Origin of the sequence: Motilimonas cestriensis (genome assembly GCF_021295315.1) — a bacterium.
In the GTDB taxonomy this organism is placed as follows: Bacteria; Pseudomonadota; Gammaproteobacteria; order Enterobacterales; family CBDFNC01; genus Motilimonas; species Motilimonas cestriensis.
This window is the reverse complement of record NZ_JAIMJA010000032.1, coordinates 26320-38267: the sequence shown is the minus strand read 5'-3', so window position 1 is coordinate 38267 and position 11948 is coordinate 26320. Positions and strand designations below refer to the sequence as shown.

The window sequence follows — 11948 nt, the reverse complement described above, 5'->3', positions numbered from 1 at the left end:
TTACATTACCGGTTATTTCAATCGGTACAGGCCTCACCAGTTTAACAAGGGGTTATCGCCACAAAAGGCTGAAGCAGAATACTTCAAAACTTATAACGAGGTGGCCAGTTTTAGTTGACCACTACACTATGCCCTCTGCTGACTTCTTAATAATCATCAAAACATATCACTATGCTTTTAGTCCTACTGGACAATTATTAAGATCTCCCGAGGTAAGACGTTGCTCTTTCCTATGGCTATGCCTGATTTACAATGACACACTTCCTATCGAGTTAACGGGCTGATCTATATAGTGTTAGGTTACCCAAGTTGTCACCGCCTACTATCAGATTTCTGTTCGTCACAGCCATATTTTGCCATTTGCTTCCTTCAGATTTCACCTCGCGGTGAACACCCTTGCATAGGCTAACGGTTCTCTCTCGATTGAGCCCGTAGAGGACTTTCACCTCCTAGATCAACGCCATGCTCGGCGCACACACTTGAATATAGGGTGTCGGCTTCGCGACACCTATTCTTATCTGTTAGCCGACTTTCAGATCTAGCTTGAAATTACGAATAATCTTTTCATCCAAACAGCTTCGTAAAAACTTATTCATTTGTGTCATATCATTAGAAGAGTAAAAATCGAGCATGAGCGTATTAAACTCTTGCTGACGTTTGGCTTGCACATTAATGATAGGAAAACCATTAGCCAACAAAATACCGTTCATCATGAACCGACCGGTACGTTTGTTAACATCCCAAAAAAATTGAGCGCGTGCCATTTGTAAAAATGCAGTAATTGCTTGATCGTAAAAATCAGATTCACTATTAACCTGACTCTCAACTTCAAGCCATTTATCGTCCAACTCATCTGGAGCGGGAGGTTCATACTCTGAACCCGTAATGGAAACGTAACCAGAGCGAAACTTACCCCACTCTAACGCCTCTTCTTTGCCAGCTATATTGTGAATTTTTAAAACGGTTTCTTTATTAAATTGAAACTCACCTTGATCAACTAAGCCAAAAATAAGCTCCCATGCTCGAGCTTGGTTCATTGCCATATTTTGATCACTAATTCGATGGCCACCTACGGTGATCCCATCCAGAATCGTTTGCACCTCAGGCAAAGTCATTGCAACACCCTCGAGGTTAACAGCGTCATAAACCAAAGCTGGTACATCTCTTTTGGCAAGTTGTTTAGCCAACGGTATATTTGGTTTCATATTCCACATGTTATCCGTCAATGCTGTCATGGTGGTCTTCTTCAATTTAAGTAAAACTTGGCTAAGTATACACTTACTGATGAGTAAGGTGGTAGAAGTCGGCTAACGAGCCTGTAGAATTACTCGTTTTAAGATATATTTTTATGATGCACCAAACCATAGCTAAGTTCTTTTTTTGACTCAATTGTTTAGTCTTTTTCTGCTGTGATGAAAATTATCAAGGTTTGGCGTTTTTATGGGGAGTTTCAGGCTGGTTTTGGGGTGAATTTCAGGCAATTGGGGGGTAGCCCTGCCTAATGCATCGTCTTTTGCAGCTTTTCAAGATTATGAACAAGGCAATACAGCTGCCACTGGGCATTCACTTTGGCTTGTCCCCGTAGCGTCAACTTATTCATGCCTTTATTCACCGTAATATTGCCGAACACCGGCTCGATACAACCCAGTCGTTTGCTATATTGCCTTCGCCCCATTGGGCTATCTATTTTAACTTTCATTTTATCGATATAGCTCAGCTGCTTGCGTGATTCATCATTTTTAAACTGAACTTGCCGCCCTGTTTTTATCGGGGGCTTTCGCATACATTGCTCTTGCAGCGGGCATACTTTGCAGTCTTTTAAGTAACCACAGAATCGCGTGTAGCGTTGATGATGGCTTTTCAAATTATCACCGCTGCACCACATTTCATTGCCTGCCGGGCAGCGGCAAATCTGAGTGGTTTCATCATAATGAAAGTCTGCTGAGGCATATGTCGCTGCCCGCCTCCCTAATAAAAAAATACGCTAGTGCTGCAACCGATTTTGCTTGGCAATATCTTTTTCCTTCAAGTCATTGTAGTGAGCACCCATACGATGGCTATATTTGCCGCCATCACCTCCACGAAACCGCATTTAGAAAAGCACTGCGTAAGGCGGTGATCGCCAGTCAATTAACCAAGCGGGTCACGGCACATACCTTTCGTCATTCTTTTGCTACTCAATTACTGCTAAACGGTACTGATATTAGAACAGTGCAAGATTTACTGGGTCATGAAGATGTTAAAACCACTGAAATTTACACCCATGTGATGGGCTCGCGCTTTGCCAATACACTAAGCCCCATTGATAGGGCAAGCTAACGCTTACGGTTCACTTAGCGATTAAACAATTGGCTAAGCTGAGTAATACCGCTTCATCATCCTCGCGGGTGACACAAAACCAACAGCTTTGGCTCATTTCTTGATAGTTGAGTAGCAAGTGCTTGTCAGCATCGTTGATCACCCAGCAATAGGAGTCGGCTGCCATATCTTGTTGTACCAATTTCAGGTTGAGTGACGTGGTAAGATGCGCGGCAAACTCAGGGAAGTTATCAAAGTGCAGGTCGAATTCAGGATTAAAGCACAGTTGCAGTTCATCGCTACGCATATGCAGCGACCAGTTACCGGGAAAAAGGGAGTTCATTGCTTACCTTAAGCGCAAATAAAATACGCTAATTAAATAAATGACGGGTTAATAATCATCTTCGTATTCTGCTATTGCTGCTAAAAAAGGACTGCCGTACTTTTCAAGCTTGGTATAACCTACGCCGCTTATTTCGAGGAATTCGCGTTCGCTGCGTGGTTTCAAATCAGCCATTTCCGCTAATGTTACGTCGTTAAACACCACATAAGGTGGCACATCGGCGGCGTCAGCTAGCTCTTTACGCAGTTTGCGTAAACGGGCAAACAACGCCTTGTCATAATCCAAAAACGCCAGCTTTGAGCTGCCACTTGATTTGGTGGTTTTGCTACTTAACGGCTGGATACGTGGCACCGCTAGGGTTAGTTTTATATCGCCTTTGAGTAAAGGACGCGCAGCTTCGGTTAGCTGCAATACCGAACCTCGGGTAATGTTTTGTTGCAAGAAGCCACAATGCACCAGTTGCCGTAAAATACTTAGCCAATATTCAGTAGATTGCTGCTTGCCTAAACCAAAGGTGGACAGTTTGTCGTGGCCATGCTCTTTTACTCGCTGATTTTGCGAGCCACGCAGCACCTCAACCACATAGCCCATGCCAAAACTTTGTCCCATACGATAAACACAGGAAAGCGATTTCTGCGCATCTTCGGTGGCATCAAACGACTTTGGCGGATCAAGGCAAATATCACAGTTGCCACAAGGTTTGCTTTGGTGCTCACCAAAATAATTAAGCAATACCTGACGACGACAAGTTTGCGCCTCGGCAAATGCCGCCATGGCATTCAGTTTGTGCATTTCTACCCGCAACTGATCGGGGTTGTTGTTCTTTTCTAATAAGCCACGTACCCGTGCAATATCAGCAGGATCGTACAGCATCATGGCTTCCGCTTCTAAGCCATCACGTCCTGCTCGGCCGGTTTCTTGGTAATAAGACTCGATGTTTTTCGGAATATCGTAATGCACCACAAAACGCACGTTTGGTTTATTAATGCCCATACCAAAAGCCACGGTGGCAGCCACAATATCAAGCTCATCTTTGATGAAGGCATCTTGCACCTCTTGGCGCTCTGCTAACTCTCGACCAGCGTGATAGAAATCCGCTTTATAACCTTGTTGCTTTAGCTTTTCAGCCACTTCTTCGGTACGTTTACGGCTGCCGCAATAAATAATGCCACCTTGGCCGTTTTGCGCCTTTATATAGGTGAGTAACTGACTAAGGGGTTTGAATTTTTCAACCAAGTTATAACGAATATTAGGTCGGTCAAAGCTGCTGATGTTGATCTTTGGCTGGTCTAAATTAAGCCGATGTAGAATGTCTTGTTGAGTGGCATGATCAGCGGTCGCAGTTAGGGCCATCATGGGCACTTGCGGGAACAAGGCTTTTAATTGCCCCAACATGGCGTACTCAGGGCGAAAATCATGGCCCCACTGTGAAATACAATGGGCTTCATCAATGGCAAAAAGTGCCAGTGGAATTTCATGAAGCTTGGCTTGAAAATCGGGCTGCATTAAGCGCTCGGGCGCCACATAAACCAGTTTAATTTCGCCATGGCGAATGGCTGATAATATTTGTAACTGCTGTGGTCGCGTTAAACTGGAATTAAGGTAAGCCGCTGGCACCCCACAAGCATTAAGTGCATCTACTTGATCTTTCATCAAGGAAATCAAGGGCGAAACCACAAAGGTAACACCTTCGCGCAGTAACGCCGGAATTTGATAGCATAAGCTCTTACCGCCACCGGTCGGCATAATCACTAAGCTATCGCCACCTTGGGCGACGTGCTCAATAACTTGCTGCTGGCCTTCGCGAAAACTGCTATAACCGAACACTTCAGTTAACACTGCTAAACTATCGGTTGGCCAAATTTTATTCTCGGCGAGCGAAAAAGCGTTCATACTTACCAGTAATAATCTCGGGGGCGCTTATTTTACGGCCCCTAACAAAAATTGCACACAGTAAAACGGATAATTGCTTATTTTGATCAACTTACAGTTCAATTTATTATCTATTAGTCTTTGGATTCAATCGGTTATTAAGCGTAAAAAAATACGCATACTAACTCGTTTAAGTACCTTACTATTCTTAACCACAACTCTATTTAGCGCATCTAGCTTAGCTAAACCGCAGCCTGACGTGTTGTTTATTAACCCCGGACAAACCAGCGAAAGCTTTTGGCATGATGTTGATCTCTTTATGCAAGAGGCTGCCAAGCAACTCGATCTGAACTTAATCACCTATCACGCAGAGCGTAATCCGTATCTGATGATTAAAAAAGTTAAGCAGTTGATTGATGATAACCAATTACCAGACTACTTGGTGCTAGTGAATGAAGACAATGCTGCAACAAAAATGCTGTATTTGCTCCGGGGGAAGCCCGTAAAGGTCATGATGCTATTTAACGGATTAAACGAGCATGATAAATCTCGATTTTTTAATCATACTGAAGGGCCTTTTTTGGTTTCTAGCCTTATGCCTGACAACTATAAAATTGGTTATGAAACCGCTCAGCAACTGCTTGAGAGTAAAACTGCAAACACAGAACAAGCAGCACAAATATTAATATTTTCCGGCAATAAAAATACCCCCGCCTCCAACCAGCGTGAATTAGGTGCCAGACAGTTCATCGCGCTACACGGCAAAACCGAGTTACTGCAAGTTGTTTACGCTAACTGGGATGAGCAAATTGCTTATAAAAAAACCAAGTTACTGCTACAGCGTTATAGTCGCCTAAGTTATGTCTGGGCCGCGAATGACGCTATGGCACTAGGTGCAATAAGAGCGGCAAAAGAATCCGGTAAAACGCCTGGTAAGGATATATTCTTCAGCGCCATTAACACGTCTGAGGCCACCCTCGATGCCAGAGCAGAAGGAACCATATCTAGCTTGGGTGGTAGTCACTTTATGGCTGGGGGCTGGGCTATGGTCTTAATAAGTGATGACATCCAAGGCAAGACTGTACCGAAACAAATTGATCAACCGATGTTTCAGCTTATCGAACCTAACACCCCCTTGTTCGATGTACTGGGCGCCAAGAACTGGCAAAAGGTCAACTTTAAGCAATATAAGCAAAATGACACGGGGCAGTACTCATTCAGTATTAAATAGTTTTAAATCAACCTCGGATCGAGTTTATTCCACACCTTCCATATTCTCCTTATTTATTTTTTTAAACGAACATTGCCGAAAAATAAACCAACAACACTATCGACAATCATTCTCACTAGCGTTTACAATCTACACAAATAACAAATGAGAGCTATTGCCATTTTCATTTAAAATGACGAATAGCCCAACTAAGATGTAAAGGGAATGAGATGAAAAAAACACTAACAGCACTATTAATTGGTTCTGCGTTAAGCAGTACTAGCGTTTGGGCAGCCGAGCCCAAAGCAGTGGTTGAGCATTATGCCAGCTTAGTACACGCGGTTTATAGCGACTCAGCAACCACTGCCCAAGCACTTGATAAAGCACTGAAAGCGCTCATCGCCACCCCTTCTGAAGCAACATTAAATGCCGCTAAAGAAGCATGGTTAGCGGCTCGCGTTCCTTACCAACAAAGTGAAGTGTTTCGCTTTGGTAATACAATTGTTGACGACTGGGAAGGTCAGCTAAATGCTTGGCCTCTTGATGAGGGCCTGATCGATTACGTTGACACTAAAAGCTATCAACATGAGCTAGGCAACCCAGGCGCCACAGCAAATATTATTTCTAGCACTAGCCTACAAGTAGGTAACGACAAGCTAGATACCACCAACATTACCCCCGAGTTATTAGCTAGCTTAAACGAATTAGGCGGCTCAGAAGCCAACGTGGCCACGGGCTACCACGCCATTGAATTTTTACTTTGGGGCCAAGACTTAAATGCCACCGGTGCAGGTGCTGGCGCACGCCCTTACACTGATTTTGTACAAGGTGAAGGCTGTACCAATGGTCACTGTGATCGCCGCGTGGCTTACTTACAAGCAGCATCAACCTTGCTAAATAACGATTTAACTTGGATGACCGCGCAATGGGCTGAAAACACCGACAACTACCGCCAAGCGCTGACGGCTAAGCCGGCAACTGAAGGCCTGCGCATTATGCTATTTGGCATGGGATCTCTTTCTTTAGGTGAATTGGCGGGTGAACGCATGAAGGTTGCGTTAGAAGCTAACTCACCAGAAGACGAGCACGATTGCTTCTCAGATAACACCCATAACTCGCACTACTACAACCAGCAAGGCATTAACAATGTATGGTTTGGTAGCTACACCCGCGTAGATGGTAGCAAGTTAACTGGCCCTAGCTTAAACGACCTAGTTGCCAGCAAAGACAAAGCCGTGGCACTGAAAACATCTGAAGCGGTTAAAAGCGCAACCACCCAAGTTTACACCTTGGTTTCATCTGCTGAGCAAGGCCAAAAGTTTGACCAACTGATTGCCGCCAATAACGCAGCAGGCCACGAATTAGTGAATAACTCCATTCGCTCTTTGGTTTTACAAACCGGTGAAATTGAAAAAGCATCAAACGTATTAGGTATTTACAACCTAAATCCAGATACGGCTGATCACGAGTTTTAAGCTTTTAGCCTAGCAAGCAATAACTTTCAGGGCGGTTCTCCGCCCTTTTTTGACAAATGAGCAATGAGCCTAACCTTATAATTTAGGCGTAAACAAAGCCACATAGATGGTGAGTAAAAACAATGAAATCAACTCGATTCAGTGCTGCCTTAAAAACCACACTTTTACTGATGATTAGCCACGCTAGCTGGGCCAACCCAGCCAAGCCCGGTGGCGACACCACCACCAGTAAAACCGGCGCCAATGCCTTTTCTATGCCCGCCAGCAATTTGGACATGATGAAACGAATGGACTTTAGTGTTGGTAACAGCTTTTTTCGTAACCCTTGGGTGATCGCCCCCGCCACTACCGATGCCCGCGATGGTTTAGGGCCACTTTTTAACACCAACGCCTGCCAAGGCTGCCACATAAAAGATGGCCGCGGCAAACCCAAAGAGCTTGGCGACCCAAATGCGGTGTCAATGTTAGTCCGCTTAAGCATTCCCGCGACCACCGCCGAGCAACAACAAGCTTTGATCCAACAAGGGGTGATAGCCGAGCCGGTATATGGTGGCCAATTGCAAGATATGTCGATCCCAGGTGTTGAACCGGAAGGTCAGATCAACATTAGCTATGAAGATGTGAATGTCACTTTTGCCGATGGCGCTGTGGTTACCCTACGCAAGCCAACATTAGCCATTACCGATCTAAAATACGGCGACATGCATCCTGATGTAATGATGTCAGCACGCGTAGCGCCAGTGATGATTGGACTCGGTTTATTAGAGAGCATTAGTGAGGCTAGCTTACTGGCTAACGCTGATCCTGACGATAGCAATGGCGATGGTATTTCAGGCCGACCAAATCGAGTTTGGCACGCAGCCGAACAAAAAAGCACTATTGGTCGCTTTGGCTGGAAGGCAGGACAGCCCACGCTAATGCAACAAAATGCCGGTGCCTTTGCCGGTGACATGGGCTTAACTTCTAAAGTGAATTTACAGGACGATTGCAGCGATAAACAAACCGCGTGTAAACAGGCCCCTCACGGTGGCAAGCTAGAAGTAAGTGATAAAATTTTAAATTTTGTCGAATTTTACAGCCAGCATTTAGCTGTCCCCGCACGCCGTAATATAAACGACAAACTCGTGCTGCAGGGTGAAAAATTATTCCAACAAGCTAATTGCCAAAGCTGTCATGTTGCGAGCTTTAAAACCGCGAAACGAGATACTTTACCTGCGCTTTCTGAGCAATTGATATTCCCCTATTCTGATTTGTTGCTACACGATATGGGCCCCGGTTTAGCCGACAATCGCCCTGAGTTTTTAGCCACAGGCAGTGAATGGCGCACGCCGCCACTGTGGGGTTTAGGCTATCAACAAGAAGTAAACGGTCATACTTTTTTACTGCATGATGGCCGCGCTCGCAACATTATGGAGGCCGTACTGTGGCATGGCGGCGAAGCGGAAGCGTCAAAACAAGTGGTGCTAGGGTTTGATCAAGGGCAGCGTGATGCCTTGGTGAAATTCCTTGAATCACTGTAAAGCGGGTTGACGCATAACTAGAGCTCAGTGTGCTAGCAAATCAGCACACTTGAAATTGATAACATTCCTTTATTTAAAGGCAACACTATGAAATTTTCTTCTCTTACTGGGTTTAGCTGCTTCGCTGCATTTCTATCTATTGGCGTTTTCGCCAGCGCCATGGCTGAATCTCAATCAACCATTGCCGCCCAGCCGATAGCGGCACAAGCCATCAGCCTGAAACAACAACAAGCTCAGCAGCTTTTATTGCAAAGTCAGCGCTTGAATCAACAAATTAGCCAAGCTTGTCTCGCCAAGCCCAACCAAGACAATAGCAAACGTGCACAGCAAGCTTGGCAAAACACCATGACCGCTTGGGTGCCTTTTCAAGGTGAAACCATTGGCCCCATTAACCAGCTCGACCTTGCTTGGTCAATGCAGTTTTGGCCCGACAAAAAGAACATTACCGGTCGCAAAATTAAAGCCATTCAAGCCGATGATTCAGCGATAACCGCTGCAGCTATTCAGCAGTCGAGTGTCGCCGTACGTGGCTTAGGCGCTCTAGAGTTACTGCTATTTGAACAAGGCCTTAATCGTGAAAACTGCTCCCTTAGTCAAGCTATCGCAGCCAATATCATGCTTAATAGTGAACGTTTACAGCAAGCATGGCAGCAACCTAAATTGAGTTATAACGCTGCCACCGTGCGCTCAGAGGTAACGCTAAATGCGGAAGATATTGCGTGGATCAGCGAGCTATCTCATCAACTTAGCTTTGCCAATAAGAAGTTTTTTATGCCACTGGGTAAAGGCGAGCATATCAAACCATTTCAGGCCGAATCTTGGCGCTCACAAACCTCTATGGCACAGCTGCAAACCAGTTTCACCAGTTTGCAGCAGCTTTATCTTAGTGGCATCAACGCACTGTTAATCAGTAAAGGGCATCCCAAGCTCGCCGGTGAAATTGAACAAACCTTCGCTGACATGCTCGCCAATTGGCCCACCGAGCCAAGTATGGTTAAGTTATTAAAATCTGACCAAGGCTTAGCCAAACTGTATCGCATGCGCATTGATGTGGAAAAGTTAGCTTACCTCATTCAAGAAGTCTTACCGGTGAAACTTAAATTTGTCATTGGCTTTAATGCCACCGATGGTGACTAAGTTGAATAATATCAAACAGATAATTACCATGGATCGACGCAAGTTTGTCAAAGGTGTGACTGGGCTTGGATTAAGTGTGCCACTAGGGTGTTTTAGCCTAAGTGCGGCACAAGCGAGCAATAATGAGCAGCCAAATCCAAACATCGGCCGCGTTTTTTCTTGTGCCCAATTAGCGCAGCAAAATCATCTTGTTTGCAGCGATCTACAAGGCCAAACCTTGTTTAATATTCCCCTGCCCGCGCGCGGGCACGGCATGACGCTGGCCCCCAATAATGAAATCGCCGTGGTGTTTGCGCGTCGACCGGGCCAGTTTATGCTGAGTTTTGAACCAACAACAGGACAATCCATAAATCAGCATCAAATGCCCAGTGGCCGCCATTGCTTTGGCCACGGTTGCTTTGATAACAGTGGCTTACTTTATGTTAGCCAAGGCGTTACCCGAGACTCTTCTGGCGTCATTGGGGTATATGATGTAGCAAATGACTTTAAAGAGGTTCGCACCCTAACTGGATTTGGCACGGGTCCCCATGAAATTTTGTTACACCCTGATCAACAACACTTAATTGTGGCGGTCGGCGGTATCCAAACTCATGGCCGCGATAAGGTCAACCTCGCCACTATGGCCCCTAGTTTTGTTTATCTAGATAAACAAACCGGCGCGGTCGTGCAACGTATTAGTCTGCCTGATCATTTACTTAGCATTCGCCACTTGGCGGTGGACGAGCAAGGCTTAGTGGCTTTAGCTTGCCAATATCAAGGCGATGAGGCTATCAACCCCTTGCTATACACCCATCAGCTTGGCCAACCCCAAGCAATGGCAGTGGCTGGTGAAGAGGAAGAATGGTTAAGGTTTAACGATTATTTAGGCTCGGTGGCTATCTATCAAGACCAGATCATCGCCACTTCACCGCGCGGTAATTGTTTTGCCATTTGGCACAAGGCGACAAGGGAGCTAATTAGCATTACTCCCCTCACCGATGTGTGCGGCGCAGCGGCGCTCACCGCGAACGGCTTTGTGTTAACCACAGGGCAAGGCAAATTAGCGAGTAAAAACAGCGCGGTTAATACACAATGGGCTTGGGATAATCATTTAATGGCGATTGGAAGTTAAATTTATAGCGCTTGTGGGAGATGTATGGACTCCTCCCCACTCGGGAGATACGGTATAAATAAAGTGACGAAAAATTACTTTACCAAGGGAGTCCATACATGAAGAAATCTAACTTATTCGCCATCGACATTGCAAAGAATGTTTTTCAAGTTGCACACTTAGTTGGCAAAAAGGTGAAAAGCAACCGGGCCATGAGCCGTAATCGATTAAAACCCCAAAGAGAGCCCGTATATAAGCACGCATCTTATGCTATGACATCGCAAAACTATTGAACAATACGAGGAGTCCATATAAGCGATATTTATATCGCGAATCAAGCACGCTACAGCCAATTTTCGCTGTATAAATACAGCGCCTACAGGTGCATAAGGCAAGCTATGTCACTGTTGCAAACAATGTGTAAAAAATATCAATAAACCTTTTGACATATTATGTCTTCAGGTATACCTTGAATATATCGCGACATAATATGTCTTAAAGGGGTTTTAAATGGATTTTTTAACAGAGATTTTTGTTCTTGGTATGCCTGTCATTGCTATAGCAATTTACTACTTTGCTTTTTACAACAAGTCTAATGATGACTACTGGCGTAAGCTGCCAACCTTGCCAGAGTACCTCGCTGAACATCCAGAATGCGTGACCGATGATGATGAAAATGCCCGCTGTTGCCACTGTCATTCAGATAAGGTTATTTTTCAGCCTCTTACCTGCCATGAAGACCCTCGCTATAAGCACTTTTGCCTGAATTGTAAGCGTGTATTGTTTCGTAGCAAGTCTATTTTATAGTCAGAACACAGACTCAGTGGACGCACCCCATTGACTCTGTGCCACAAACTTAATCAAACAAGCTTATAAAAATAGCTTTCATGCCAACTAAATCAACGCCAAATATCTATCAGCTGATATTTTTCACTAATAATGAAGCTGAACCGACAACACAACGGTTAAAGGCGGTATAAGCAAGATAGGGCAAGCGAAACAG

Annotated in this window: 10 protein-coding genes and 1 pseudogene; 7 read left to right on the top strand and 4 right to left on the bottom strand. The window is 44.9% G+C overall.

Annotation, left to right across the window (positions count from 1 at the left end; all coding sequences use genetic code 11):
- Positions 1-521: 521 nt before the first annotated feature.
- Together K6Y31_RS20165 and K6Y31_RS20160 are read right to left on the bottom strand one after the other, a co-directional pair.
- Positions 522-1235, bottom strand: a complete 714-nt coding sequence (locus K6Y31_RS20165; protein ID WP_233054833.1) for a Fic family protein — start codon at positions 1233-1235, stop codon at positions 522-524.
- A gap of 263 nt (positions 1236-1498) precedes the next feature.
- Positions 1499-1951 (bottom strand): annotated as a pseudogene (locus K6Y31_RS20160) (transposase); the annotation flags it as partial.
- Between K6Y31_RS20160 and K6Y31_RS20155 the strand changes: the two are divergent.
- The gene (locus K6Y31_RS20155; RefSeq protein WP_345790277.1) at positions 1951-2319 is read left to right on the top strand and encodes a tyrosine-type recombinase/integrase; all 369 of its coding nucleotides are present in this window, start codon (positions 1951-1953) and stop codon (positions 2317-2319) included. The pseudogene K6Y31_RS20160 and the gene K6Y31_RS20155 sit on opposite strands and share 1 nt — an antisense overlap.
- A gap of 10 nt (positions 2320-2329) precedes the next feature.
- On the opposite strand, the gene K6Y31_RS20150 is transcribed toward K6Y31_RS20155, so the two are convergent.
- Both K6Y31_RS20150 and recQ read right to left on the bottom strand, forming a co-directional pair.
- Entirely contained in the window at positions 2330-2641 is a 312-nt protein-coding gene (locus tag K6Y31_RS20150) for a DUF3630 family protein (protein ID WP_233054831.1), read from the bottom strand.
- Positions 2642-2689: 48 nt separating this feature from the next.
- Positions 2690-4534 carry a DNA helicase RecQ gene (gene recQ, locus K6Y31_RS20145; protein ID WP_233054830.1) on the bottom strand — a complete coding sequence of 615 codons (1845 nt, stop codon included), beginning with the start codon at positions 4532-4534 and terminating at the stop codon, positions 2690-2692.
- Between the two features lie 82 nt (positions 4535-4616).
- Between recQ and K6Y31_RS20140 the strand changes: the two genes are divergently transcribed.
- From K6Y31_RS20140 to K6Y31_RS20115, 6 genes are all read left to right on the top strand, one after another.
- Positions 4617-5744: an ABC transporter substrate-binding protein gene (locus tag K6Y31_RS20140; RefSeq protein WP_233054829.1), complete on the top strand. Its 1128-nt coding sequence runs from the start codon at positions 4617-4619 to the stop codon at positions 5742-5744.
- A gap of 209 nt (positions 5745-5953) precedes the next feature.
- Positions 5954-7198: an imelysin family protein gene (locus K6Y31_RS20135; RefSeq protein WP_233054828.1), complete on the top strand. Its 1245-nt coding sequence runs from the start codon at positions 5954-5956 to the stop codon at positions 7196-7198.
- 122 nt (positions 7199-7320) lie between these two features.
- Positions 7321-8718 carry a di-heme oxidoreductase family protein gene (locus tag K6Y31_RS20130; RefSeq protein WP_233054827.1) on the top strand — a complete coding sequence of 466 codons (1398 nt, stop codon included), beginning with the start codon at positions 7321-7323 and terminating at the stop codon, positions 8716-8718.
- Positions 8719-8805: 87 nt separating this feature from the next.
- Entirely contained in the window at positions 8806-9855 is a 1050-nt protein-coding gene (locus tag K6Y31_RS20125; RefSeq protein ID WP_233054826.1) for an imelysin family protein, read from the top strand.
- A gap of 1 nt (position 9856) precedes the next feature.
- The gene (locus tag K6Y31_RS20120) at positions 9857-10966 is read left to right on the top strand and encodes a DUF1513 domain-containing protein (protein WP_233054825.1); all 1110 of its coding nucleotides are present in this window, start codon (positions 9857-9859) and stop codon (positions 10964-10966) included.
- A gap of 489 nt (positions 10967-11455) precedes the next feature.
- Positions 11456-11752, top strand: coding sequence for a hypothetical protein (locus K6Y31_RS20115; protein ID WP_233054824.1), 297 nt, complete (start codon positions 11456-11458; stop codon positions 11750-11752).
- Positions 11753-11948: the final 196 nt, after the last annotated feature.

Bases quoted from the DNA above. Each gene is read 5' to 3' on its own strand.
- K6Y31_RS20150 (WP_233054831.1), bottom strand. From the start codon at position 2,641: ATGAACTCCCTTTTTCCCGGTAACTGGTCGCTGCATATGCGTAGCGAT.
- K6Y31_RS20125 (WP_233054826.1), top strand. From the start codon at position 8,806: ATGAAATTTTCTTCTCTTACTGGGTTTAGCTGCTTCGCTGCATTTCTA.
- K6Y31_RS20155 (WP_345790277.1), top strand. From the start codon at position 1,951: ATGTCGCTGCCCGCCTCCCTAATAAAAAAATACGCTAGTGCTGCAACC.
- K6Y31_RS20115 (WP_233054824.1), top strand. From the start codon at position 11,456: ATGGATTTTTTAACAGAGATTTTTGTTCTTGGTATGCCTGTCATTGCT.
- K6Y31_RS20130 (WP_233054827.1), top strand. From the start codon at position 7,321: ATGAAATCAACTCGATTCAGTGCTGCCTTAAAAACCACACTTTTACTG.
- K6Y31_RS20165 (WP_233054833.1), bottom strand. From the start codon at position 1,235: ATGACAGCATTGACGGATAACATGTGGAATATGAAACCAAATATACCG.
- K6Y31_RS20135 (WP_233054828.1), top strand. From the start codon at position 5,954: ATGAAAAAAACACTAACAGCACTATTAATTGGTTCTGCGTTAAGCAGT.
- recQ (WP_233054830.1), bottom strand. From the start codon at position 4,534: ATGAACGCTTTTTCGCTCGCCGAGAATAAAATTTGGCCAACCGATAGT.